Source organism: Burkholderia sp. Bp9099 (assembly GCF_003857805.1).
Classification (GTDB): Bacteria; Pseudomonadota; Gammaproteobacteria; order Burkholderiales; family Burkholderiaceae; genus Burkholderia.
Genome location: NZ_QTPU01000023.1, coordinates 1 through 23,565 on the forward strand (window position 1 = coordinate 1; position 23,565 = coordinate 23,565).

The window sequence follows — 23,565 nt, forward strand, 5'->3', positions numbered from 1 at the left end:
TTTAAAGAGCATTTCTGCGAGGACCCGGAGGCTTTCTCAGCAGCGCTGCGTTTTCAGCAGCAGAGAAGCGAGATTATGAACCGCTTTTTTCAGTTCGTCAACAACTTTTTAACTACTTCGTTGCGACGGCTGGGGTTCAACTTCTTGCACCGCCGAGGCCGCTACGACCAGCCCGACAGCACCGCTTCCCTTCTTCTCCCGCGCCGCGTTTCCGTTAGCGCGAAAGAGGCGTGATTCTAAGCACCTGCCCCGCTCTCCGCAACCCCTTTGTGAAAATATTTTGAAAAGCCCCCGTGCGCTGCCGCGCACGGGGGCTTTGGGTTCATTGCACCAGGCGATCATGGCGGCGACCGACACCCGTCGCTCGCCAAGCTCCACCCGGCCGCCGGCGAATCAACGGTTCTTGAATACCGGTTTCCGCTTCTCGACGAATGCCGCCATCCCTTCCTTCTGATCTTCGGTAGCGAACAACGAATGGAACAGTCGACGCTCGAAATGGACACCCTCGGCCAGCGTCGTCTCGTATGCGCGGTTCACCGACTCCTTGACCATCATGACCGCCGGCAGCGAAAACTCGGCGATCGTCGTCGCAGCGGCAATCGCCTCGTCGAGCAGCTTGTCGGCAGGCAGCACACGCGACACCAGCCCGGCCCGCTCCGCCTCGGCTGCATCCATGAAACGTGCGGTCAGGCACATGTCCATGGCCTTCGCCTTCGAGACCGCGCGCGGCAGGCGCTGCGTACCGCCTGCGCCAGGCATCACGCCCAGCTTGATCTCGGGTTGACCGAACTTGGCCGTTTCCGCCGCGAAGATGATGTCGCACATCATCGCGAGTTCGCAGCCACCGCCGAGCGCGAAGCCCGCCACGGCAGCGATGATCGGCTTGCGGATCTCGCGGACGGTCTCCCAGTTACGGGTGATGTAGTCGCCGCGGTAAACATCCATATAGGAATAGGTCGCCATCATGCCGATGTCGGCCCCGGCCGCGAACGCCTTCTCGCTCCCCGTCACGACGATTGCGCCGATCTCGTCGTCCGCGTCGAACGCCTTCAGCGCAGCGCCCAATTCATCCATCAATGCATCGTTCAGCGCATTCAGCGCCTTCGGACGGTTGAGCGTGACCAGCCCGACTCGCCCCCGGGTCTCCACCAGGATGTTCTCGTAAGACATCTATTTCTCCTCGATCAATGAAATGAGAAACGCCTCGCACATGCGAATAGTTTGATGCTACCATTCTCCGACCAACCGGTCGGTTAATTAATCGATCCAACCCTTCTCAACGTCCATCAGGCCGCCGTCATGACCCATGCACTGTTCACGAAGCACGAAGACACGCTGAAACACGCCCTCGCCGCCATCGAGAGCCGCGGGTACTGGAGCCCGTTCGCGGAAATGCCGAGTCCCAAAGTGTACGGGGAAAGCGCGAGCGCCGATGGCGAAGCGGCGTTCAAAGCACACCTCGGCAACACGTTCGTGCTCGACCAGCCGGCGTCCGACGGAACCGTCGGCGCGGAGCAGTCGCCGTACGGGGTCGCGCTGGACATCCGCTACCCGAAATCGACGCCCGACGAACTGATTGCCGCGGCCGCCGCGGCCCAGCGTGCATGGCGCGAAGCCGGCCCGAGCGCCTGGATCGGCATCAGCCTGGAAATTCTCGCGCGACTGAATCGTGCGAGCTTCGAGATTGCCTACAGCGTGATGCACACGACGGGCCAGGCGTTCATGATGGCCTTCCAGGCCGGCGGCCCGCACGCGCAGGATCGCGCACTCGAAGCGGTCGCCTACGCATGGGACGAATTGCGTCGCATCCCCGCCGATGCGCACTGGGAGAAGCCGCAAGGCAAGAACCCGCCGCTCGCGATGCACAAGCGCTATACGATCGTCCCGCGCGGCACCGGCCTCGTGCTCGGCTGCTGCACGTTCCCGACCTGGAACGGCTACCCGGGCCTGTTCGCCGACCTGGCGACCGGCAACACGGTGATCGTCAAACCCCATCCGGGCGCGATCCTGCCGCTCGCGATCACGGTCCGCATCGCCCGCGACGTGCTGCGCGAAGCCGGCTTCGATCCGAACGTCGTCACGCTCCTCGCGACCGAGCCGAACGACGGCGCCCTCGTGCAGGACCTCGCGCTGCGTCCTGAAATCAAGCTGATCGACTTCACGGGCAGCACGCAAAACGGCACGTGGCTCGAACGCAATGCCCACCAAGCACAGGTGTATACCGAGAAGGCAGGCGTCAACCAGATCGTGATCGACTCGACCGACGACCTGAAGGCTGCAGCCAAGAACATCGCGTTCTCGCTGGCGCTGTACTCCGGCCAGATGTGCACGGCACCGCAGAACATCTATGTGCCGCGCGACGGCATCCGGACGGCAGACGGTCATGCGAGCTTCGACGAAGTCGCACAGGCCATCGCCGTCTCCGTGCAGAAGCTGACCGGCGACCCGGCGCGCTCGGTCGAACTGATCGGCGCGATCCAGAACGACGGCGTGACCGCGCGCATCGACGACGCGCGCAAGCTCGGCCGCGTGCTCGCCGACAGCCAGACGCTCCAGCACCCGGCGTTCGCCGACGCTCGCGTGCGCACGCCGCTCGTGCTGCAACTCGACGTGGCCGACCGCGCGAAGTTCACGCAGGAATGGTTCGGCCCGATCTCGTTCGTGATCGCGACCGACTCGACCGCGCAGTCGCTCGATCTCGCCGGCGAAATCGCCGCGGAACATGGCGCATTGACGCTGTCCGTCTACAGCACCGACGACAAGGTCCTCGACGCTGCGCACGATGCGGCGGTGCGTGGCGGCGTCGCGCTGTCGATCAACCTGACGGGCGGCGTGTTCGTCAACCAGTCGGCCGCCTTCTCCGACTTCCACGGCACCGGCGCGAACCCGGCCGCCAACGCGGCGCTGGCCGACCCGGCGTTCGTCGCCAATCGGTTCCGCGTGGTGCAAAGCCGCGTCCATGTTGCGCCGAAGGCAGTGCCTGCGGAAGCCGGCCAGACGGCATAACCCGAATGGCCGACGTGCAAACGCCGCCACGTTCTCTACCATGAACGAATCCGTCAACCGGCGGGTTCGTTGCACATCGACACACCCATGACCGACGCCTACATCTGCGACGCGATTCGCACCCCCATCGGCCGCTACGGCGGCGCCCTGAAAGACGTTCGTGCCGACGATCTCGGCGCGGTGCCGCTCAAGGCGCTGATCGAACGCAACCGCAACGTCGACTGGTCGGCCATCGACGACGTGATCTACGGCTGCGCGAACCAGGCCGGCGAGGACAACCGCAACGTCGCGCGCATGTCCGCGCTGCTTGCGGGCCTGCCGACCGCCGTGCCGGGCACGACGCTGAACCGGCTGTGCGGCTCGGGCATGGACGCCGTCGGCACCGCCGCGCGCGCGATCAAGGCGGGCGAGGCACGCTTGATGATCGCGGGCGGCGTCGAAAGCATGACGCGCGCGCCGTTCGTGATGGGCAAGGCCGCCAGCGCGTTTGCGCGCCAGGCCGCCATTTTCGACACGACGATCGGCTGGCGTTTCGTCAATCCGCTGATGAAACAGCAATACGGCGTCGATTCGATGCCGGAGACGGCCGAGAACGTCGCGGTCGACTACGACATCAGCCGCGCCGACCAGGACCTGTTCGCGCTGCGCAGCCAGCAGAAAGCCGCGCGCGCGCAGCGGGACGGCACGCTCGCCGAGGAAATCGTCCCGGTGACGATTCCGCAGAAGAAAGGCGACGCGCTCGTCGTATCCGTCGACGAGCATCCGCGCGAAACGTCGCTCGAAGCGCTCGCGAAGTTGAAGGGCGTCGTGCGCCCGGACGGCTCGGTGACGGCCGGCAACGCGTCGGGCGTCAACGACGGCGCATGCGCAGTGCTGCTCGCCAACGCGGAAGCCGCCGATCAATACGGGCTGCGCCGCCGTGCGCGCGTCGTCGGCATGGCGACCGCCGGCGTCGAGCCGCGCGTGATGGGCATCGGCCCGGCGCCGGCCGCGCAGAAACTGTTGCGCCAGCTCGGGATGACGATCGACCAGTTCGACGTGATCGAGCTGAACGAGGCATTCGCGTCGCAGGGTCTCGCGGTGCTGCGCATGCTCGGCATCGCCGACGACGATCCGCGCGTGAACCCGAACGGCGGCGCGATCGCGCTCGGCCACCCGCTCGGCGCATCGGGCGCCCGGCTCGTGACCACGGCACTTCATCAACTCGAGCGTACGGCCGGCCGCTTTGCGCTCTGTACGATGTGCATCGGCGTCGGCCAGGGCATCGCGATCGCCATCGAACGCGTGTAACCGACGCACCGCGCGCCTATAACGAAGTCATGAAGGAGACACTGCATGTCATATCAGGCGATCCAGCTGGATATCGATCAGGCTGCCCACGTGGCCACGATCACCCTCAACCGTCCGGACAAGCTGAACAGCTTCACGCGGGCAATGCACCGCGAATTGCAGTCGGCACTCGATGAAGTCGAGACGGCCGGCGCGCGTGCGCTGATCCTGACGGGTGCGGGGCGCGGCTTCTGCGCAGGCCAGGACCTGGCCGACCTCGACTTCACGCCGGGCGCGTCCACCGACCTCGGCACGCTGATCGACGAGCATTTCAATCCACTGATCCGCCGCCTGCAACGCATGCCGATTCCGGTGATCGCCGCCGTCAACGGCACGGCGGCCGGCGCCGGCGCGAATCTCGCGCTCGCCTGCGACATCGTGTTCGCCGCGCGCTCGAGCAGTTTCATCCAGGCCTTCGTCAAGATCGGGCTCGTGCCCGATTCGGGCGGCACATGGTTCCTGCCGCAACGCGTCGGCATGGCACGCGCGCTGGGGCTCGCCCTGACCGGCGACAAGCTCGGCGCCGAACAGGCCGAACAATGGGGCTTGATCTGGCGCGCGGTCGACGACGATGCGCTCGCCGCGTCGGCCCGTCAAGTTGCCAACCAGCTCGCGCAGCAACCGACGCTCGCGATCGCGTCGATCAAGCAGTCGATGCGCGACAGCGTCACGAATACGCTCGACCAGCAGCTCGACCTCGAGCGTGACCTGCAGCGCAAGCTCGGCCAGTCGTACGACTACGCGGAAGGCGTGAAGGCGTTCATCGAGAAGCGCGCGCCGCGGTTCGAGGGACGTTGACATGACCACCCCCACCGACACGCTCGACCCCGATGCGCTCGCCCGTGCGGCGGCACGGGCCATGTACGACGCGGACGCCTGCAGCCGCGCGTTCGGCATGGAAATCGCCGAAGTGCGCGCCGGCTACGCACGCCTGCAGATGCGCGTACGGCCGGAATTCCTGAACGGGCACCAGACCTGCCACGGCGGCATCATCTTCACGCTCGCCGATTCGACGTTCGCGTTCGCGTGCAACTCGTACAACCTGAATACCGTTGCCGCGGGCTGCTCGATCGAATACCTGCGCCCCGTCTACGGCAACGACCTGCTGACGGCCGAGGCGATCGAGCAGACACGCAGCGGCCGGCATGGCGTCTACGACATCCGCGTCACGAACCAGACAGGCGAAACGGTCGCGATGTTTCGCGGCAAATCGGCCCAGATCAAGGGCACGGTCCTCCCGGAAGACCGCTGACGTCCACGGCTCGCTCATAACAATCACTGGAGACAGGCATGACTACCCCGCTACCGCTCGAGCCGATCGAGACCGCTTCACGCGACGAGCTGACCGCGTTACAGCTCGAACGCCTGAAATGGTCGCTCCGGCATGCGTATGAGCACTCCCCCGTCTATCGCCGCAAATTCGACGAAGCGGGCGTGCATCCCGACGACCTGAAGACACTCACGGATCTGTCGCGCTTCCCGTTCACGACCAAGAGCGACCTGCGCGACAGCTACCCGTTCGGCATGTTCGCGGTGCCGCAGGACCAGATCTCGCGCATTCACGCGTCGTCGGGCACGACCGGCAAGCCGACCGTCGTCGGCTATACGGCGCGCGACATCGATACGTGGGCGAATCTCGTCGCACGCTCGATCCGCGCGGCCGGCGCGCGGCGCGGCGACAAGGTTCACGTCAGCTACGGCTACGGTTTGTTCACCGGCGGGCTCGGCGCACACTACGGCGCCGAACGCGCAGGGCTCACCGTAATCCCGTTCGGCGGCGGCCAGACCGAGAAGCAGGTGCAGCTGATCCAGGATTTCCGGCCCGACATCATCATGGTGACGCCAAGCTACATGCTGTCGATCGCCGACGAGATCGAGCGCCAGGGTCTCGATCCCGCGCAGAGTTCGCTGCGCATCGGCATCTTCGGCGCGGAACCGTGGACGAACGACATGCGCGTGGCCATCGAGCAGCGGATGGGCATCGACGCGGTCGACATCTATGGGCTGTCCGAAGTGATGGGCCCGGGCGTCGCGTCGGAATGCGTCGAGACCAAAGACGGCCCGACCATCTGGGAAGACTACTTCTACCCGGAAATCATCGACCCCGAAACCGGCGAAGTGCTGCCGGACGGTGAACTCGGCGAGCTGGTCTTCACGTCGCTGACCAAGGAAGCGCTGCCGATCATCCGCTATCGCACCCGCGACCTCACGCGCCTGCTGCCCGGCACCGCGCGCACGATGCGCCGGATGGAAAAGATCACCGGGCGCTCGGACGACATGATGATCGTGCGGGGTGTCAACGTCTTCCCGACGCAGATCGAGGAACAGCTGCTGAAGCAGCGCGCGCTGGCACCGCACTATCAGATCGTGCTGACGAAGGAAGGTCCGCTCGACGTGCTGACGCTCAATGTCGAGCCGTGTCCCGAAACGGCGCCGGACACGGCCGCGATCCACGCGGCCAGACAGGCGCTCGCACACGACATCAAGTCGCTGATCGGCGTGACGGCTGTCATCAACGTATTGCCCGTGAACGGAATCGAGCGCTCGGTCGGCAAGGCGCGACGCGTCATCGACAAGCGCAAGGGCTGATACCGGCTACGGCACGAGGGCGCTCCGGAACAGCGATCATGCGCGGCCCTCGAAAAAACAGCCCGACCGGCCAAAACCGGTCGGGCTGCCTCGTCTCGATGCGCCGGCTACACGTGCGTGCCGGCGTCACCGCGGATCACGAATTCGGGAACAGCAGCCACATCCGGCCGATCTGCTTCATCCGTCCGGCCTGGTCGCCGGCGTCGTCGCCGAGCCCCCAGAAATAGTCGGCCCGCACGCCGCCCTTGATCGCGGAACCCGTGTCCTGCGCGAACACGAGCCGGTTCATCGGCGTATTGGTCAGCGGACGCGTGGTCTGCAGGAACACCGGCGTGCCGAGCGGGATCGACGACGGATCGACCGCGATCGAACGCTCCGCCGTGAGCGGCACGCCGAGCGCACCGATCGGGCCGTCCGCGCCGCCGTGCGGTGCATCTTCCTTCGTCGGCATGTCGCGGAAAAACACGAATCGCGGATTCGTGTCGAGCAACGCATCCACGCGCGTCGGGTTCGCCTTCGCCCACGCCTTGATGCCCTGCATCGTCGCCTGGGCGGGCGTCAGCTCGCCGCGATCGAGCAGCCACTTGCCGATCGAGCGATACGGCTGGTTGTTGGTGCCGCCGAAACCCACCCGCATCACCGAACCGTCGTCGAGCAGCACGCGTCCCGAGCCCTGCACCTGCAGGAAGAACGCCTCGATCGGATCGTCGACCCACACGAGTTCGTTGCCGTTCAGGATGCCGGCGCGCTCGAGCTGCGCGCGAGCGGGCAGCGCGGCACCGGCACGATAGCCGGCCGGCCAGCGGTACAGCGCGTACTGGTAAGGACCGCGACGCACGCGGGAGCCATGCAGCAGCGGCTCGTAATAGCCGGTCACGAGCCCGTCGAGCGTGCCGTCGGTGTTCGCCAGCTGAAACGGCGTGAAATACGTTTCGAAGAAGGTACGCGCGCTGCTGACGTCGAGTTCGTCGAGGCGATCGGCGGCCGCGCAGGCGCGCTGCCACGCCGGCTGCCGCGCAAGCCGCGCGCAGTTCTGCCGCAGCGCGGCCGTCGCGCCGATCAGCGAATCGTCCTGCCACCCCGGCACCTGTTGCCATGCGACCGGCGTCAGCCGCTTCGCGGCGACCTGCCCCGGCACGATCGCCGCACCGGTCGGCGGCTTGAGCGTCGACGTGCGCGTCGGCGCGCCGCCGCACGCGGCAAGCAGCGCTGCCGCTGCGACCGCCGCAACCCAGCCGGCCGCCCGCGGCCCAAACCACATACAATGTCCGTTCTTGATGGAAACCGCCATGTCAGATTTTCTCGACCAATATCCGATGCTCATCTTCGCGCTCGAAGCCTTCGTAGCGCTTGCCCTGCTGGTCTTCATCGTCGTGTGGACGTCGTCGGGCAGGAAGAAGCACGCCCGCGGCAACGACCGCCAGCCGCGCTGACCAGCCCCGCACGCTCAATGCAGCGTGCGCGGCATGTGCAGCGCAAACTCGTCGACCGGCGCGTCGAACCGCTCGCCGTCCTCCGCCACGCAAAAGTACGCGCCGCGCATCGTGCCGACCGGCGTCGCGATCACGGCCCAGCTCGTGTATTCGAACTGTTCGCCCGGCTGCAGCAGCGGCTGGTGCCCGACGACGCCGAGCCCCTTCACTTCCTGCACGTGGTTTTCGCTGTCCGTGATGATCCAGTGACGCGCGATCAGCTGGGCCGCGACCTGCCCGGTATTGCGGATGGTCAGCGTGTACGCGAATGCGTATTGACGCCGATCGGGGTCGGATTGTTCCGGCAAGTAGCTGGTTTTCACCGAAACGGTGAACTGATACTGACTCATGATGTTTCCGCTGTAGGTAACCGCCCGCGCCCACTCGAGCGGCAGGGCCGCGGGCGCGCCGCACTGGTTCGGCATTCTATGCGGAATCGGGCCGCAACCGCACGGCCCGTCGCCGCGCACCGGGTCGCCGGACGGTAGAATGGCGGTTTTGCGCCGCAGCGTCCCCGCTCCCCTGTCATGACTCAATTCCGCATCGCTCCCAGCATCCTGTCGGCCGACTTTGCACGGCTCGGCGAAGAAGTCCGCAACGTGGTCGCCGCCGGCGCCGACTGGATTCACTTCGACGTGATGGACAACCATTATGTGCCGAACCTCACGATCGGCCCGCTCGTCTGCGAGGCGATCCGCCCGCACGTGCAGGTGCCGATCGACGTGCACCTGATGGTGCGCCCGGTCGACCGGATCGTGCCCGATTTCGCGAAAGCCGGCGCGAACCTGATCAGCTTCCACCCGGAAGGCTCGGACCACATCGACCGTACGCTGTCGCTGATCCGCGATCACGGCTGCAAGGCCGGCCTCGTGTTCAACCCGGCGACGCCGCTGAACTATCTCGATCACGTGATGGATCGCCTCGACTTCGTGCTGCTGATGTCGGTGAACCCGGGCTTCGGCGGCCAGTCGTTCATTCCGGAAACGCTGAACAAGCTGCGCGAAGCGCGCGCCCGCATCGACGCGTACACCGAGCGCACCGGCCGCGAGATCCTGCTCGAGGTCGACGGCGGCGTGAAGGCCGACAACATCGCGGAAATCGCGGCGGCCGGCGCGGACACCTTCGTCGCGGGTTCGGCGATCTTCGGCAAGCCCGATTACCGCACGGTGATCGACGAGATGCGTGCCGCGCTCGCCACCGTCGCGCGGAGCTGACGCCGTGGCCGATTCCTCGCTGGCCGGGGCCGCAGCCGACGGCACGGTCCGTTTCGCGACGCCGCGCATCGACGCGGCGCTGATCGACCTCGACGGCACGATGGTCGACACGGCCGACGATTTCACGGCCGGGCTGAACGGAATGCTCGCGCAGCTCGGCGCGCCGGCCACGTCGCGCGACGAGGTGATCGGCTACGTCGGCAAGGGCTCCGAGCATCTGATCCAGAGCGTGCTGAAGCCGCGCTTCACGCGCGACGAAGCGCACGCGCGCTTCGACGACGCGCTCGCGATCTACCAGACCGAGTACGCGAAGATCAACGGCCGCCACACGCGTCTCTATCCGGACGTCGCAACCGGCCTCGATGCGTTGCGCACGGCCGGCATCCGGCTCGCATGCGTGACGAACAAGCCGCACCGCTTCGCGGTCGAGCTGCTCGAGCAATACGGGCTGATCGATCGCTTCGGCATCGTGCTCGGCGGCGACAGCGTCGCGCGCAAGAAGCCCGATCCGCTGCCGATGCTGACGGCGTGCGAAGCGCTCGGCGTCGCGCCGGACGCGGCGGTCGCGATCGGCGACTCGGAAAACGACGCGCTGGCGGGCCGCGCGGCCGGGATGGCGACGCTGACGGTGCCATACGGCTACAACCACGGCAAAGCTATACAAACGATAAATTCGGATGGTATAGTCGATTCGTTGCTGGTCGCGGCCCGCGCGATCACCGCGCACAACGCCGGCCGGCCAACCCTCTGATTATTTCTTCCATCCGCATGTTTCTGAATAAAAAACGGAGTCTGAGCAGCATCGACCGGGGAGCCTGGCCCTGGCGTCGCTGGTCGCGCTAACCTCTTCGATGAGGTACGCTGAGGCACGTCTTCAGCGCCGTTTTTTATCTCGCTGCGCAGCCGCGCGCCGATCGTCGCACCACCTCGAGTTCTACCGCGTCCGAACGCTTGCGTTCAGGACCGGCCGCAGGCTCGCGACGTTCACGCCCGGCGTGCCGGCCGGCAACAGGCACTTCTCGATCGACCGCCCTTTCGCCGACGGCAGCCCGCGTAGCGTCAAGTGATCCCTGGCGCACTCCGCCGCTCGTCCCGAACAGGACCGGAACATGACCGAACTCGAATTCCAATCGCTTGCGAACGAAGGCTACAACCGCATCCCGCTGATCGCGGAAGCGCTCGCCGACCTCGAAACGCCGCTGTCCCTCTACCTGAAGCTGGCCCAGCCTGAACGCGCGGGCGCCAACTCGTTCCTGCTCGAGTCGGTGGTCGGCGGCGAACGCTTCGGCCGCTATTCGTTCATCGGCCTGCCCGCCCGCACGCTGGTGCGCACCCGCAACGGCGTGTCCGAAGTGGTGCGCGACGGCCAGGTCGTCGAGACGCACGACGGCGACCCGTTCGAATTCATCGAGTCGTTCCAGGCGCGCTTCAAGGTGGCGCAGCGCCCGGGCCTGCCGCGCTTCTGCGGCGGCCTCGCCGGCTATTTCGGTTACGACGCGGTGCGCTACATCGAGAAGAAACTCGCGAACACCGCGCCGCGCGACGATCTCGGCCTGCCCGACATCCAGCTGCTGCTCACCGAAGAAGTCGCGGTGATCGACAACCTCGCCGGCAAGCTCTATCTGATCATCTATGCGGACCCGGCCCAGCCGGAAGCCTATACGAAGGCCAAGCAGCGCCTGCGCGAGCTGAAGCAGCGCCTGCGCACGACCGTGCAGCCGCCCGTCACGTCGGCGAGTGTGCGCACCGAGACGTTCCGCGAGTTCAAGAAGGAAGACTATCTGGCCGCCGTGCGCCAGGCGAAGGAATACATCGCGGCCGGCGAACTGATGCAGATCCAGGTCGGCCAGCGTCTGACGAAGCCGTATCGCGACAATCCGCTGTCGCTGTATCGCGCGCTGCGTTCGCTGAATCCGTCGCCGTACATGTACTACTACAACTTCGGCGATTTCCACGTGGTCGGCGCATCGCCGGAAATCCTGGTGCGCCAGGAAAAGCGCGGCGAAGACCAGATCGTCACGATCCGTCCGCTCGCCGGCACGCGTCCGCGCGGCAATACGCCCGAGCGCGATGCGGAACTCGCGACCGAACTGCTGAACGATCCGAAGGAAATCGCCGAGCACGTGATGCTGATCGACCTCGCGCGCAACGACGTCGGCCGCATCGCGGAAATCGGCTCGGTGCAGGTGACCGACAAGATGGTGATCGAGAAGTACTCGCACGTGCAGCACATCGTCAGCTCGGTCGAAGGCAAGCTGAAGCCCGGCATGACGAACTACGACGTGCTGCGCGCGACGTTCCCGGCCGGCACGCTGTCCGGCGCGCCGAAGGTGCGCGCGATGGAACTGATCGACGAGCTCGAGCCGATCAAGCGCGGGCTGTACGGCGGCGCCGTCGGCTACCTGTCGTTCTCGGGCGAGATGGATCTCGCGATCGCGATCCGCACGGGCCTGATCCACAACGGCAACCTGTATGTGCAAGCGGCAGCCGGCGTCGTCGCGGACTCGGTGCCCGAATCCGAATGGCAAGAGACCGAGAACAAGGCGCGCGCGGTGCTGCGTGCGGCCGAACAGGTCCAGGACGGCCTCGATAGCGACTTCTGACCGGAGACTGACCATGCTGCTCATGATCGACAACTACGACTCGTTCACCTACAACCTGGTCCAGTACTTCGGCGAACTGGGCGAGGACGTGCACACCTATCGCAACGACGAAATCACGCTCGACGACATCGCGCGCCTGAACCCCGACGCCATCTGCCTGTCGCCCGGCCCGAGCAACCCGCAGCACGCGGGCATCACGCTCGACGTGCTGCGCGAATTCGCGGGCAAGAAGCCGATCCTCGGCGTCTGCCTCGGCCATCAGGCGATCGGCGAAGCGTTCGGCGGCCGCGTCGTGCGCGCGAAGACCATCATGCACGGCAAGGTGAGCCGGATCGAAACCGACTGCCGCGGCGTGTTCGCCGACCTGCCGAAGCATTTCGACGTCACGCGCTACCATTCGCTCGCGATCGAACGCGAATCGCTGCCCGACTGCCTCGAGGTGTCCGCGTGGACCGACGACGGCGAGATCATGGGCGTGCGTCACAAGACGCTGCCGGTCGAAGGCGTGCAGTTCCACCCGGAATCGATCCTCTCCGAGCACGGCCACGCGCTGCTCGAGAATTTCCTGAAGCAGAACCGCGCAACGGCCCGCGCGGCCGCGCCGGCAGCCTGACGGGAGACGCACGATGACGATTACCCCGCAGGAAGCGCTGCAACGCACGATCGAGCACCGCGAGATCTTCCACGACGAAATGCTGCACCTGATGCGGCTCATCATGCGCGGCGACATGTCGCCCGTGATGGCGGCCGCGATCATCACCGGGCTGCGCGTGAAGAAGGAGACGATCGGCGAGATCGCCGCCGCCGCGACCGTGATGCGCGAATTCGCGAACCACGTCGAAGTGCAGGACAACTCGAACTTCGTCGACATCGTCGGCACGGGCGGCGACGGTGCACACACGTTCAACATCTCGACCGCGTCGATGTTCATCACGGCGGCGGCCGGCGCGAAGGTCGCGAAGCACGGCAACCGCGGCGTGTCGAGCAAGTCCGGCAGCGCCGACGTGCTCGAGGCGCTCGGCGTGAACATCGACCTGCAGCCCGACCAGGTTGCCGCATCGATCGCCGAAACCGGCATGGGCTTCATGTTCGCGCCGAACCATCATCCGGCGATGAAGAACATCGCGGCCGTGCGCCGCGAGCTCGGCGTGCGGACGATCTTCAACATTCTCGGCCCGCTGACCAATCCGGCCGGCGCGCCGAACCAGCTGATGGGCGTGTTCCACCCCGACCTCGTCGGCATCCAGGTGCGCGTGATGCAGCGCCTCGGCGCGCAGCACGTGCTGGTCGTGTACGGCAAGGACGGGATGGATGAAGTATCGCTGGGCGCCGCGACGCTCGTCGGCGAATTGCGCGACGGCAAGGTGCACGAATACGAGATCCATCCGGAGGACTTCGGCCTGCAGATGGTATCGAACCGCACGCTGAAGGTGGAAAATGCCGAGGAATCGCGCACGATGCTGCTCGGCGCGCTGGACAACCAGCCGGGTGTCGCACGCGAGATCGTCACGCTGAACGCGGGCACCGCGCTCTATGCAGCCAATATCGCCGAATCGATCGCCGACGGCATCCAGCTCGCCCGCGAAGCGATCGCGAGCGGCAAGGCACGCGCGAAGGTCGACGAACTCGTGCGCTTCACGCAGCAGTTCAAGCGCTGACTCCCTTTACGAATCAAGCAGGAACCCACATGAGCGACATTCTCGACCGAATCATCGCCGTCAAGCGCGAAGAAGTCGCGGCGGCCATGCGCAGCACGCCGCTCGAGGCACTGAAACTGGACGCATCGGCGCGCGACCTGCGCGACTTCGTCGGCGCACTGCGCGCGAAGCAGGCAGCGGGCCAGGCGGCGGTAATCGCCGAAGTGAAGAAGGCGAGCCCGTCGAAGGGCGTGCTGCGCGAGCATTTCGTGCCGGCCGACATCGCGCGCTCGTATGCGGCCCACGGCGCGGCGTGCCTGTCGGTGCTGACCGACGAGCAATTCTTCCAGGGCAGCGTCCGCTATCTCGAGGAAGCGCGTGCGGCGTGCACGCTGCCGGTGCTGCGCAAGGACTTCATCGTCGACGCGTACCAGATCCTCGAGGCGCGCGCGATGGGCGCCGACGCGATCCTGCTGATCGCGGCCGCGCTCGACACGCCGCTGATGCAGGACCTCGAGGCATACGCGCACTCGCTCGGCCTCGCGGTGCTGGTCGAAGTTCACGACCGCGACGAGATGGAACAGGCGCTGACGCTGAAGACGCCGCTGCTCGGCATCAACAACCGCAACCTGCGCACGTTCGAGACGACGATCCAGACCACGCTCGACATGCTCGACATGATTCCGCCGGATCGCATGGTCGTGACCGAGTCGGGCATCCTGTCGCGCACCGACGTCGACACGATGCGCGCGGCGAACGTGAACGCGTTCCTCGTCGGCGAAGCGTTCATGCGCGCCGACCAGCCGGGCGAGGAACTGGCGCGGATGTTCTTCTGATGGCGATCGAAAAGGAAATCAAGCTCGCACTGCCGGCCGGCCAGGCCGATGCGGCGCGGCGCTTTTTCGAGACGCTGACCGGCGAAACCGGTAACGTGATCGCGCTGGCGAACGTCTACTACGACACGCCCGACCTCGCGCTGGCTCGTTCGAAGAGCGCGGTGCGCGTGCGCCGCACGCCGCACGGCTGGCTGCAGACCTTCAAGACCGTCGGCAGCGCCGAAGCCGGCCTGCATCGCCGCCATGAATGGGAATTGCCGGTCGCCGGCGATGCGCTCGAAATCGACGCGCTGGTCACCGCGTGCGACGTGCCGGAGGCTGCCGGCGCGCTGCGCGATGCGGCGCCCGCGCTGCACGCGCTGTTCCGGACGGATTTTTCGCGTACGCTGTGGCGCATCGCAATCGGCGGCGCAACCGTCGAGGCCGCGGTGGACGTCGGCGAGATCGTCGTCCAGGCGGAACACGATACGCGCCGCGAACCGATCAGCGAAATCGAACTCGAACTGATCGACGGCCCGGAAGCGGCGCTCGCGACACTCGCCGCCGAACTGCAGCAGGCGCTGCCGGGCCTCGCCCCCGAAAACATCAGCAAGGCGCAACGCGGCTACCGGCTGCGCGCGCAATAAACCCGCATCACGCATGGCAACCCGCAAGACTTTCCGCACGCCGCAGCAGGCGTCGCTGTTCGATGATCCCGTGCCGGAAACGGCGCAGGACGATGTTCCCGCCCCGGCGCCTGCGCCGGCCGCAGCCGGGCGCAAGCCCGCAAAGAAGGCCGCGGCCGCCGCGCCGGTTTCCGCCGCGCCGCAGCCCGCTGCCGCCGACGCTCCCGGCACTCCCGCCGCCCCTGTTGTCGCGGATGTCCCGCACCTCGCCGCGCAATTCGACGCGCTGCCGGCCGTCTGGCGCGACGTGCTGAAACCCTTCACCGACAGCGACGCGTATGCGCCGCTGTGCCGCTTCGTCGACGACGAACGCGCGGCCGGCAAGACGGTCTACCCGACCGACGTGTTCCGCGCGCTGCGCCTGACGAGCCCGGACGACGTGAAGATCGTGATCCTCGGCCAGGACCCGTACCACGGCGACGACCGCGGCACGCCGCAGGCGCACGGCCTCGCGTTCTCGGTGCCGCCGGCCGTGCGCACGCCGCCGTCGCTGCGCAACATCTTCAAGGAGATCGCCGCGAATTTCGGCCACGACACGCCGCGTCACGGCTGCCTCGATACCTGGGCGCGCCAGGGCGTGCTGCTGCTCAACACCGTGCTGACGGTCGAGCGCGGTGCGGCCGCGAGCCACGCGAAGCGCGGCTGGGAGCAATGCACGGACACGCTGATCCGCGAACTCGCCAACCGCCATCGCGGCCTCGTGTTCATGCTGTGGGGCGCGCATGCGCAGGCCAAGCGCGCGCTGTTCGATGCGAGCGCGCACTGCGTGCTCGAGGCGCCGCATCCGTCGCCGCTGTCCGCTCACCGCGGTTTCCTCGGTTGCCGCCACTTCGCGCTCGCGAACGACTATCTGGTCGACGCTGGGCGCGAGCCGATCGACTGGCGCCTGCCGGAGGTGGCCGAAACGCTTGCGTAACCGCGTTGCGCGGTTAGCGCTTCACGTTTCGCCTTCGTCCGCATCAAGCAAAAACGCCGCGCCCCTTTCGGGACGCGGCGTTTTTTTCATCCGTCGGACGCAGCGGGTGCGGCGCACCCGCGTCGGCCTCAGACGGCAGCGATCGCTTCGCGTGCGCTGGCGAGCGCGGCGCTCTGCGCATCCGGCCCGAGGTTCAGGCCTTCAGCGTGGATGAAGTTCACGTCGGTCAGGCCGATGAAGCCGAGGAACGAGCGCAGGTACGGCGTCTGGCTGTCGTTCGGCGTACCCAGGTACTTGCCGCCGCGCGCCGTCACCACGTGAACCTTCTTGCCCTTGATCAGGCCTTCCGGACCGTTCTCGGTGTAGCGGAACGTGACGCCTGCGCGGGCGATCCAGTCGAAATACGTCTTCAGTTGCGACGACACGCCGAAGTTGTACATCGGTGCGCCGATCACGACGATGTCGGCGGCTTGCAGTTCGGCGATCAGCGCATCGCTCTTCGCGACGATCGCATTCTGTTCCGCGCTGCGCTGGTCGGCCGGCGTGAAGAATGCGCCGAGCACCGATTCGTCGAGGTGCGGCAGCGCGTCGGCCAGCAGGTCGCGAACCACGACCTTCGAACCGGGGTTCGATTGTTGCAGCTTTGCCGTCAGTTCGTTGGCCAGCAGCGTGGATTGCGCACCTTGCGAGCGCGCCGCGGAATTGATTTGCAGAATGGTCGTCATGTCAGGCTCCGGTTTGGTTGCGCTTCGGTAGCGCGAGTGACGCCATTGTGCGTGGCCGCATGGCCGCGAAAAAGCGGGTTCAGGGCGACGGATTGTTGCAGCAACAGAACAATCCATGATCGCGCCCCGAAACCCGCCCGTGCATGCTCAGCCCTTCAGCCAGGCTTCGCGGGCCTTCTGCGCGGCAGCCGGTTTCGCGGCGGCCGCGAGCCGGTAGCGCGCGATTTCCGGCCCGTCCAGTTTCAGTTTCGCGGTCCGCAGCTCGTCGCGGCGGAATACGTGCACCTCGACCTTGTCGCCCGGCCGGTAACGCGCGAGCAGCATGTCGAGGTTCGTGCCGGTGACGCGCAGCCCGTCGAGCGCGATCAGCGTGTCGCCCGCCGACAGCCCCGCGCGATGCGCGCCGCCGCCTTCGTAGACCGCCGCCAGCGTGCAGTCCACGCCGCCGCGCAGCCGCGCGCCGATGGTCGGCTTCGCGGTCGCACCCGCTGCAACCTCCGGCGTGAGCGTCACGCCGAACGGCGCCAGCAGGTCGGCGAGCGGCAGGTCGCGCGTGCCGTGCACGGCGTCCGCGAACAGCCGGCCGAGCGCGACGCCCGTCGCTTCCTCGATCAGCGTCTCGACCTCGTTTTCTTCGACACCCGCCTGCTTGCCTCGATAGAACTCGCGGCCGTAGCGTTGCCACAGCAGACGCATCACGTCGTCGAGCGACTTGCGGTTGCGCGTCTGCGCGCGGATCGCGAGATCGAACGCAAGCGCGACGAGCGAACCCTTCGTGTAATAGCTGACGATCGCGTTGGTCGCGTTCTCGTCCTGACGGTAGTACTTGATCCACGCGTCGAACGAGCTGTCCGCGACGCTCTGCTTCAGGCGCCCCGTACCGCGCAGCACGCCGCCGACGGTACGGCCGAGCGCCGCGAAATATTCGTCCTGCGACATCAGCCCGCTGCGCACCAGCATCAGGTCGTCGTAATACGACGTGAAGCCTTCGAACAGCCACAGCAGCGACGTGTAGTTTTCGCGCGCGAGGTCGTACGGCACGAACGCCGCCGGCTTGATGCGCTTCACGTTCCACGTATGGAAATACTCGTGGCTGCAAAGGCCGAGGTACGTGCGATAGCCTTCCGTCGTTTCCGGCCGGCCCTTCACCGGCAGGTCGGTGCGGTTGCAGATCAGCGCGGTCGACGCACGGTGCTCGAGGCCGCCGTAGCCGTCGCTGACCGCGAGCGTCATGAACACGTAGCGGTCCATCGGCGCCTGTTTCGATTTCGGTTCGAACAGCGCGATCTGCGCTTCGCACACGCGCTTCAGGTCGGTGCGCAGCCGCTCCATGTCGAGCTGCGTCACACGCCCGGCGATCACGATGTCGTGCGGCACACCGTGCGCGTCGAACGTCGCCAGCGCGAATTCGCCGATCGTCACCGGATGGTCGGCGAGCTCGTCGTAGTTCGCTGCGCGATACGCGCCGAACCCGTAGCGCCTGGTCCCGCGTGCCTCGGGCAACGACGTGCCGACCCGCCACGTGCGAAACGCCGGGCCCGCCGGTTTCGCGATGTCGACCTCGCATGGCGCATCCTCGCGGCCGGCGGCGCTCAGGAACACGGCCGTGGCGTTGAAGAAGCCGCCCGAGTCGTCGAGATACGCGGAGCGGACCGACAGGTCCCATGCGTACACGTCATAGCGCAACGTCAGCGCGCCGTTCACCGGCGCGGCCTGCCACGTGTTCTTGTCGGTTTTCGCGATCCGTACCTTGCGGCCCGCGTCGTTGAACGCGGCGAGCGTCACGATGTTGCGCGCGAACTCGCGCACGAGGTAGCTGCCCGGAATCCATACCGGCAGCGAGAAGCGCTGGCCTTCGGGATCGGGATCGGTGACCGTCACCGTCACTTCGAACAGGTGCGCGGCAAGATCTTTCGGGGCAATCGAATAGCGGATCGGCTGGGTCATCGTGGCAATCGGTCGAAAATCGGACGGGGAATCAGACGGAATACGGCGGCGGAAACGAAGAGAGGCGCCGGCAGAGATCGCGGGCGCCCCTCGCTGGCCGGGCCGTGCGGCCCGGCGTGTCGCCGGTTACTTGCTCGACGCGAGCGCCTGGTTCAGCTGGTCGGCCGACACCGCGCCCGGCAGGCGGCGGCCGTCGGGCAGGAAGATCGTCGGCGTGCCGGTGACGTTCATCCCGCGGCCCAGCGCGAGGTTCTTGTCGAGCGCGGTCGTATCGCAGGCGCCGGCGCCGGTCGGCACGCGATGGTCGAGCATCCAGCCCTCCCAGGATTTCGCGCGGTCGGTCGCGCACCAGATCGCCTTCGACTTCGTGGTCGAATCGGGCGACAGCACCGGGTACAGGAACGTGTAGACGGTCACGTTGTCGACCGACTGCAGCGTCGTCTCGAGGCGCTTGCAGTACGGACAGTTCGGATCGGAGAACACCGCGATCTTGCGGGCGCCGTTACCTTTGACGACCTTGATCGCGTTGGCGAGCGGCAGGCTCGCGAAGTCGATCTTGTTGAGGTCGGACAGGCGCGCGTCGGTCAGGTTCTTGTGCGTCTTGGTGTCGACGAGATCGCCGAGCAGCACGTAGTCGCCGGCTGCATCGCTATAGATGATCTGCGTGCCGAGGTTCACTTCGTACAGGCCCGCGACGGGCGACTTCGACACGCTCTTGATCGGCGCGTCGTTGCCGAGACGCGCTTGCAGCGTGGCTTTCAGCTTGTCGGTGGTCTGGTCGGCCTGCGCGGTACAGCCGAGCGTCGCCATCGTGACGGCCAGCGCCAGCGATGCGATGCGGATCGTTTTTTTCATCCTGTCGTTCCTTCAGCTCAATCGGAGTGCACGTCACAGTGTACGCCGTAACGGAGCCCAGTCCGACAGGCCGAGGGCGCGAAGGTTCGCTCAGCCAAGCGCGGCCGACACGAGCCAGCGCTTCACGAGCGGTTGCGCGCCGACGAACGCCATGCCCGCGTTGCGGACCGCCTTCGCGAACGAGCCCGGAACCGCGAACAGCCGCTGCAGCCCGTCGGTCGCGACCATCAGTGCGCGGATGTCCTCGCGGCGCGAGCGCTCGTAGCGGCGCAGCAGCACCGTATCGCCGAGGTTGCGGAAGCTCTCCTTGTTCGCGATCGCATCGGCGAGTGCCGCGACGTCGCGCAGCCCGAGGTTCATCCCCTGCCCCGCGAGCGGATGGATCAGGTGCGCGGCATCGCCGACGAGCGCGACGCGCGGGGCGATCAGCTTGTCGACGGTCTGCAGCGCGAGCGGGAAGCCGGCCGCCGGCGTCACGCATTCCAGCGTGCCGACCTGGCCGTGCGACACGCGCTCGACTTCCGCCGCGAGCTGCGCGGGATCGAGCGCGAGCAGTTCGTCCGCATGCGCGGTGTGCGCGGACCATACGAGCGACACGTGACCGTCCGGCAGCGGCAGCAACGCAATGATCTCGCCTTCGTGAAACCACTGACAGGCCGTCTCGCGGTGCGGCAGCGACGCCTTGAAGTTCGCGACGACGCCCGTCTGCCGGTAATCGCGCCGCTCGACCCTGGCCCCCATTTGAGAACGCACCCACGAATGCGCGCCGTCCGCGCCGACCACGAGGTCCGCTTCGAGCACCTTGCCCGACGACAGCGTCAGCACGGCCGCGTCGTCGCGCACGTCGAAGCCCTGTGCACGCGCGTCGAACCACGTGAGGTTCGGCTGGAACCGCAGCGCCGCGTCCAGCGACGTCTCGATCAGCGACGATTCGGCGATCCAGGCCAGTTGCGGCACGGAGGCCTGGTACGCGGAGAAATGCAGCTCCGCGTGCGCGTCGCCGTACACGCGCATGTCGTACACCGGCGCGAGCCGGCCATGGTCCAGCGCCTGCCAGACCCGCAGCCGCTCCAGCAATGCCTGCGAGCTGGACGACAGCGCGTAGATGCGGGTGTCGAACGCGAGATCGGCGGGGCGCGGCGTGGCCGGCTGGGCGAGCAAGGCGGTCTTGTAGCCGGACTGGGTCAGTGCGAGCGCGGCCGTCTTGCCGACGAGCCCGCCGCCGACCACGGCGACGTCGAAGGTGTGGTGGGCAGTCATGGCGGGCATTATAGCCGTGGGGCCAATCCCTTACGCGGCCGGACTTTGCGGGAAATCAGCAGAATCGCAGGCGGGTCCGGCAGCGCGGCGGCCCGTCGCATCGGGCGTTCGGGTGAAGGCCGGAAACCGGGGCGTCGGCACGGTACAATAGCGCCTTTGAACGTCGGCCCGCCGCGCCCCGCGCGCCGGCCGTCCCTATTTTCCCGCGCCGCCGTGCCTTGTCCGGCCGCGCCGCTCCACCCGTCCGAAGGATTCCATGAGTCTCAAATGCGGCATCGTCGGCTTGCCCAACGTCGGCAAGTCCACCCTGTTCAATGCGCTGACCAAGGCCGGCATCGCCGCCGAGAACTACCCGTTCTGCACGATCGAGCCGAACGTCGGCATCGTCGAAGTGCCTGACACGCGCCTGAAGGCGCTCGCCGAGATCATCAACCCCGAGCGCATCGTGCCGGCCGTCGTCGAATTCGTCGACATCGCGGGCCTCGTCGCGGGCGCGAGCAAGGGTGAAGGCCTCGGCAACCAGTTCCTCGCGAACATCCGCGAAACCGATGCGATCACGCACGTCGTGCGCTGCTTCGAGGACGACAACGTCATCCACGTCGCCGGCAAGGTCAGCCCGATCGACGACATCGAAGTGATCAACACCGAACTCGCGCTCGCCGACCTCGGCACCGTCGAGAAGGCGCTCACGCGCTACTCGAAGGCCGCGAAGTCCGGCAACGACAAGGAAGCGGTGAAGCTCGCCGCGGTGCTCGAGAAGGTGCGCGCGCACCTCGACCAGGGCAAGGCCGTGCGCGGCCTCGATCTGTCGGACGACGAGCAGGCGCTGCTCAAGCCGTTCTGCCTGATCACCGCGAAGCCGGCGATGTACGTCGCGAACGTGAAGGACGACGGCTTCGAGAACAACCCGCACCTCGAAGCGGTGCGCAAGTACGCGGAAAGCGAGAACTCGCCGGTGGTCGCGGTGTGCGCGGCGATCGAGGCGGAAATCGCCGATCTCGACGATGCGGACAAGGAAGCGTTCCTCGCCGACATGGGCATGGAAGAGCCGGGCCTCGACCGCGTGATCCGCGCGGGCTTCAAGCTGCTCGGCCTGCAGACCTACTTCACCGCGGGCGTGAAGGAAGTGCGCGCGTGGACGATCCACATCGGCGACACGGCGCCGCAAGCGGCCGGCGTGATTCATACGGACTTCGAGCGCGGCTTCATTCGCGCGCAGACGATCGCATTCGACGACTTCGTCGCGTACAAGGGCGAACAAGGTGCGAAGGAAGCCGGGAAGATGCGTGCGGAAGGGAAGGAATACGTCGTGCACGACGGGGATGTGATGAACTTTCTGTTCAACGTCTGAACCTCGCTCCGATACCCATGCACAAAGCCCGCATTTTGCGGGCTTTTTGATTTTCGATTCCGGCAACTGCATCGCATTACTGCACCGTGCAATCCGACGTGCGCCCAACGCGGTTGCGCGGATGGTAACTTGACCAGACGAACTGACTGAAATAGCTCTCCGCGACCTCCGTCCATGTCCTAAGTCCATCGGCTTCCTGCAGCACATGCTTGGCGTTAACGAGCAACCACGACATCACGGCCTGGCTGTCGCGACACTTCGCGCATTCTCCTGAAGTACAGCAGCGCGCCAGCGTATGCAGGTCTGCGCGATACGCGTTGAATTTCGGCAACGCGGGCCACCCCGAGGCAAACCGTTCCGCATTCTGCGGATGACCTTCGCTGACACTCGGGCAACTGGCATAGCCGAATGTTCCCCAGGCGGTTTCCCCACGCATGAGTGCTGCCAGGTAGTACGGATGGCTCGCCACGGTTTCAGGGTATTTGGCCTTCAATTCGAGCAATACGTTCAGGAGTTGCTCCTCACCACGTCGGCGAAGCGGCCCGGCAACATCGTATGGACTGTAGTAATTGAACAGCAGTCGATTTCCGTTATCCCGGATCCTGCGCACCGTTTCTTCGATATAAGCCATTCCATCGATCGACACGGCAAAGACGAAACCTGCCCGTTCGTCGTCGCGATAATTAGCCAACGCCTTGTCGAACAAGCCAGTGAAACGCTTTCCGTTCGGGCCGATCGCGCGTAGTTCGTCATCGAGCGGGCCGCCACCGAACACCGAGACCGCAATGGTGACATCTTCGAAACCCTCGTAAGGAATTCGTCGAAGCCCGTTTGTCGAAACGGACACCTTCGGCATGTATTTCCTGAACACGCTTATCCGGTCCAGATAAAGCGCGGGCTCGCCGCCTATCAGCAATGGCGCGTTGATCCCGCGCGCCGCCTCATCCTTCACGCGTGCCTCGAGATGCAACGTATCGTTCAACTCATCCGACGCGACGTCGAATTCGTTTTCGAAGAACCAGCACCCCTTGCAGCGCAAATTGCATCGATTGGTGAGATGGTAAAGCGACGCGCGCGTCTCCCTCGCTTCGTTTCTGACTGCTTTGAAGCGCATCTTCATGTCGATTGAATCGTCCATCGTGGTCTCCTGATTTGAGGAC

Annotated in this window: 23 protein-coding genes; 15 read left to right on the forward strand and 8 right to left on the reverse strand. The window is 66.2% G+C overall.

Annotated features, from left to right (window positions below):
* Positions 1-234: hypothetical protein (locus DIE17_RS37545; protein WP_185643546.1), on the forward strand; the 234-nt coding region annotated here is incomplete at its 5' end.
* A gap of 159 nt (positions 235-393) precedes the next feature.
* Here DIE17_RS37545 and DIE17_RS25340 read toward each other — a convergent pair.
* Complete coding sequence (locus DIE17_RS25340; RefSeq protein ID WP_044845869.1) at positions 394-1,170, reverse strand: enoyl-CoA hydratase; 777 nt, start codon at positions 1,168-1,170, stop codon at positions 394-396.
* A gap of 129 nt (positions 1,171-1,299) precedes the next feature.
* On the opposite strand from DIE17_RS25340, the gene paaN reads away from it, so the two are divergent.
* From paaN to paaK, 5 genes are all read left to right on the forward strand, one after another.
* Positions 1,300-3,006, forward strand: a complete 1,707-nt coding sequence (gene paaN, locus DIE17_RS25345) for a phenylacetic acid degradation protein PaaN (protein ID WP_124522165.1) — start codon at positions 1,300-1,302, stop codon at positions 3,004-3,006.
* 87 nt (positions 3,007-3,093) lie between these two features.
* A complete protein-coding gene (gene pcaF, locus DIE17_RS25350) occupies positions 3,094-4,296 on the forward strand; it encodes a 3-oxoadipyl-CoA thiolase (protein ID WP_124522167.1) in 1,203 nt (400 codons plus the stop codon).
* Between the two features lie 45 nt (positions 4,297-4,341).
* Entirely contained in the window at positions 4,342-5,133 is a 792-nt protein-coding gene (gene paaG / locus DIE17_RS25355) for a 2-(1,2-epoxy-1,2-dihydrophenyl)acetyl-CoA isomerase PaaG (RefSeq protein WP_124487913.1), read from the forward strand.
* 1 nt (position 5,134) lies between these two features.
* Positions 5,135-5,587 (forward strand): hydroxyphenylacetyl-CoA thioesterase PaaI, encoded by a 453-nt coding sequence (gene paaI, locus DIE17_RS25360; RefSeq protein WP_185500394.1) that lies wholly within the window; start codon positions 5,135-5,137, stop codon positions 5,585-5,587.
* A 38-nt stretch (positions 5,588-5,625) separates the two neighbouring features.
* The gene (gene paaK / locus DIE17_RS25365) at positions 5,626-6,924 is read left to right on the forward strand and encodes a phenylacetate--CoA ligase PaaK (protein ID WP_044845874.1); all 1,299 of its coding nucleotides are present in this window, start codon (positions 5,626-5,628) and stop codon (positions 6,922-6,924) included.
* Between the two features lie 136 nt (positions 6,925-7,060).
* Here the strand turns inward: paaK and DIE17_RS25370 are convergent, their stop codons facing one another.
* Both DIE17_RS25370 and apaG read right to left on the reverse strand, forming a co-directional pair.
* Entirely contained in the window at positions 7,061-8,293 is a 1,233-nt protein-coding gene (locus tag DIE17_RS25370) for a murein transglycosylase A (protein WP_124522169.1), read from the reverse strand.
* A gap of 78 nt (positions 8,294-8,371) precedes the next feature.
* A complete protein-coding gene (apaG, locus tag DIE17_RS25375) occupies positions 8,372-8,746 on the reverse strand; it encodes a Co2+/Mg2+ efflux protein ApaG (RefSeq protein WP_057924835.1) in 375 nt (124 codons plus the stop codon).
* Positions 8,747-8,923: 177 nt separating this feature from the next.
* Here apaG and rpe point away from each other — a divergent pair, with 177 nt between their 5' ends.
* The 8 genes from rpe to DIE17_RS25415 all read left to right on the forward strand — a co-directional run bounded on the left by rpe (position 8,924) and on the right by DIE17_RS25415 (position 16,267).
* Positions 8,924-9,610 carry a ribulose-phosphate 3-epimerase gene (rpe, locus tag DIE17_RS25380; RefSeq protein ID WP_044845875.1) on the forward strand — a complete coding sequence of 229 codons (687 nt, stop codon included), beginning with the start codon at positions 8,924-8,926 and terminating at the stop codon, positions 9,608-9,610.
* Positions 9,611-9,614: 4 nt separating this feature from the next.
* The gene (locus DIE17_RS25385; RefSeq protein WP_124487911.1) at positions 9,615-10,361 is read left to right on the forward strand and encodes a phosphoglycolate phosphatase; all 747 of its coding nucleotides are present in this window, start codon (positions 9,615-9,617) and stop codon (positions 10,359-10,361) included.
* Positions 10,362-10,719: 358 nt separating this feature from the next.
* A complete protein-coding gene (gene trpE / locus DIE17_RS25390; RefSeq protein ID WP_059449739.1) occupies positions 10,720-12,213 on the forward strand; it encodes an anthranilate synthase component I in 1,494 nt (497 codons plus the stop codon).
* A 13-nt stretch (positions 12,214-12,226) separates the two neighbouring features.
* On the forward strand, positions 12,227-12,826 hold the full coding sequence (locus tag DIE17_RS25395; RefSeq protein WP_124522171.1) for an aminodeoxychorismate/anthranilate synthase component II: 600 nt from the start codon (positions 12,227-12,229) through the stop codon (positions 12,824-12,826).
* Between the two features lie 13 nt (positions 12,827-12,839).
* Positions 12,840-13,871 carry an anthranilate phosphoribosyltransferase gene (trpD, locus tag DIE17_RS25400; protein ID WP_039318793.1) on the forward strand — a complete coding sequence of 344 codons (1,032 nt, stop codon included), beginning with the start codon at positions 12,840-12,842 and terminating at the stop codon, positions 13,869-13,871.
* A gap of 29 nt (positions 13,872-13,900) precedes the next feature.
* Positions 13,901-14,686 (forward strand): indole-3-glycerol phosphate synthase TrpC, encoded by a 786-nt coding sequence (gene trpC / locus DIE17_RS25405; protein ID WP_044845878.1) that lies wholly within the window; start codon positions 13,901-13,903, stop codon positions 14,684-14,686.
* Positions 14,686-15,312 carry a CYTH domain-containing protein gene (locus DIE17_RS25410; RefSeq protein ID WP_044845879.1) on the forward strand — a complete coding sequence of 209 codons (627 nt, stop codon included), beginning with the start codon at positions 14,686-14,688 and terminating at the stop codon, positions 15,310-15,312. Before trpC ends, DIE17_RS25410 begins: the two co-directional genes overlap by 1 nt.
* A 13-nt stretch (positions 15,313-15,325) precedes the next feature.
* Positions 15,326-16,267, forward strand: a complete 942-nt coding sequence (locus DIE17_RS25415) for a uracil-DNA glycosylase (RefSeq protein ID WP_124487908.1) — start codon at positions 15,326-15,328, stop codon at positions 16,265-16,267.
* Positions 16,268-16,395: 128 nt separating this feature from the next.
* Here DIE17_RS25415 and DIE17_RS25420 read toward each other — a convergent pair whose 3' ends face one another.
* The 4 genes from DIE17_RS25420 to DIE17_RS25435 all read right to left on the reverse strand — a co-directional run bounded on the left by DIE17_RS25420 (position 16,396) and on the right by DIE17_RS25435 (position 21,063).
* On the reverse strand, positions 16,396-16,992 hold the full coding sequence (locus DIE17_RS25420) for an FMN-dependent NADH-azoreductase (RefSeq protein ID WP_124487907.1): 597 nt from the start codon (positions 16,990-16,992) through the stop codon (positions 16,396-16,398).
* A gap of 147 nt (positions 16,993-17,139) precedes the next feature.
* The gene (locus tag DIE17_RS25425) at positions 17,140-18,939 is read right to left on the reverse strand and encodes a M61 family metallopeptidase (RefSeq protein WP_124522173.1); all 1,800 of its coding nucleotides are present in this window, start codon (positions 18,937-18,939) and stop codon (positions 17,140-17,142) included.
* Positions 18,940-19,065: 126 nt separating this feature from the next.
* A complete protein-coding gene (locus tag DIE17_RS25430) occupies positions 19,066-19,794 on the reverse strand; it encodes a DsbC family protein (protein WP_044845883.1) in 729 nt (242 codons plus the stop codon).
* Positions 19,795-19,884: 90 nt separating this feature from the next.
* The gene (locus tag DIE17_RS25435; RefSeq protein WP_124487905.1) at positions 19,885-21,063 is read right to left on the reverse strand and encodes a UbiH/UbiF family hydroxylase; all 1,179 of its coding nucleotides are present in this window, start codon (positions 21,061-21,063) and stop codon (positions 19,885-19,887) included.
* A gap of 247 nt (positions 21,064-21,310) precedes the next feature.
* Here DIE17_RS25435 and ychF point away from each other — a divergent pair, with 247 nt between their 5' ends.
* On the forward strand, positions 21,311-22,405 hold the full coding sequence (gene ychF, locus DIE17_RS25440) for a redox-regulated ATPase YchF (protein WP_059532716.1): 1,095 nt from the start codon (positions 21,311-21,313) through the stop codon (positions 22,403-22,405).
* Positions 22,406-22,481: 76 nt separating this feature from the next.
* Here ychF and DIE17_RS25445 read toward each other — a convergent pair whose 3' ends face one another.
* Positions 22,482-23,543: a radical SAM protein gene (locus DIE17_RS25445; protein ID WP_124522278.1), complete on the reverse strand. Its 1,062-nt coding sequence runs from the start codon at positions 23,541-23,543 to the stop codon at positions 22,482-22,484.
* Positions 23,544-23,565: the final 22 nt, after the last annotated feature.

Coding starts and splice junctions, on each gene's coding strand:
- DIE17_RS25340 (WP_044845869.1), bottom strand. CDS start 1,170: ATGTCTTACGAGAACATCCTGGTGGAGACCCGGGGGCGAGTCGGGCTG.
- paaN (WP_124522165.1), top strand. CDS start 1,300: ATGACCCATGCACTGTTCACGAAGCACGAAGACACGCTGAAACACGCC.
- pcaF (WP_124522167.1), top strand. CDS start 3,094: ATGACCGACGCCTACATCTGCGACGCGATTCGCACCCCCATCGGCCGC.
- paaG (WP_124487913.1), top strand. CDS start 4,342: ATGTCATATCAGGCGATCCAGCTGGATATCGATCAGGCTGCCCACGTG.
- paaI (WP_185500394.1), top strand. CDS start 5,135: ATGACCACCCCCACCGACACGCTCGACCCCGATGCGCTCGCCCGTGCG.
- paaK (WP_044845874.1), top strand. CDS start 5,626: ATGACTACCCCGCTACCGCTCGAGCCGATCGAGACCGCTTCACGCGAC.
- DIE17_RS25370 (WP_124522169.1), bottom strand. CDS start 8,293: ATGAAGACCAGCAGGGCAAGCGCTACGAAGGCTTCGAGCGCGAAGATG.
- apaG (WP_057924835.1), bottom strand. CDS start 8,746: ATGAGTCAGTATCAGTTCACCGTTTCGGTGAAAACCAGCTACTTGCCG.
- rpe (WP_044845875.1), top strand. CDS start 8,924: ATGACTCAATTCCGCATCGCTCCCAGCATCCTGTCGGCCGACTTTGCA.
- trpE (WP_059449739.1), top strand. CDS start 10,720: ATGACCGAACTCGAATTCCAATCGCTTGCGAACGAAGGCTACAACCGC.
- DIE17_RS25395 (WP_124522171.1), top strand. CDS start 12,227: ATGCTGCTCATGATCGACAACTACGACTCGTTCACCTACAACCTGGTC.
- trpD (WP_039318793.1), top strand. CDS start 12,840: ATGACGATTACCCCGCAGGAAGCGCTGCAACGCACGATCGAGCACCGC.
- trpC (WP_044845878.1), top strand. CDS start 13,901: ATGAGCGACATTCTCGACCGAATCATCGCCGTCAAGCGCGAAGAAGTC.
- DIE17_RS25410 (WP_044845879.1), top strand. CDS start 14,686: ATGGCGATCGAAAAGGAAATCAAGCTCGCACTGCCGGCCGGCCAGGCC.
- DIE17_RS25415 (WP_124487908.1), top strand. CDS start 15,326: ATGGCAACCCGCAAGACTTTCCGCACGCCGCAGCAGGCGTCGCTGTTC.
- DIE17_RS25420 (WP_124487907.1), bottom strand. CDS start 16,992: ATGACGACCATTCTGCAAATCAATTCCGCGGCGCGCTCGCAAGGTGCG.
- DIE17_RS25425 (WP_124522173.1), bottom strand. CDS start 18,939: ATGACCCAGCCGATCCGCTATTCGATTGCCCCGAAAGATCTTGCCGCG.
- DIE17_RS25430 (WP_044845883.1), bottom strand. CDS start 19,794: ATGAAAAAAACGATCCGCATCGCATCGCTGGCGCTGGCCGTCACGATG.
- DIE17_RS25435 (WP_124487905.1), bottom strand. CDS start 21,063: ATGCCCGCCATGACTGCCCACCACACCTTCGACGTCGCCGTGGTCGGC.
- ychF (WP_059532716.1), top strand. CDS start 21,311: ATGAGTCTCAAATGCGGCATCGTCGGCTTGCCCAACGTCGGCAAGTCC.
- DIE17_RS25445 (WP_124522278.1), bottom strand. CDS start 23,543: ATGGACGATTCAATCGACATGAAGATGCGCTTCAAAGCAGTCAGAAAC.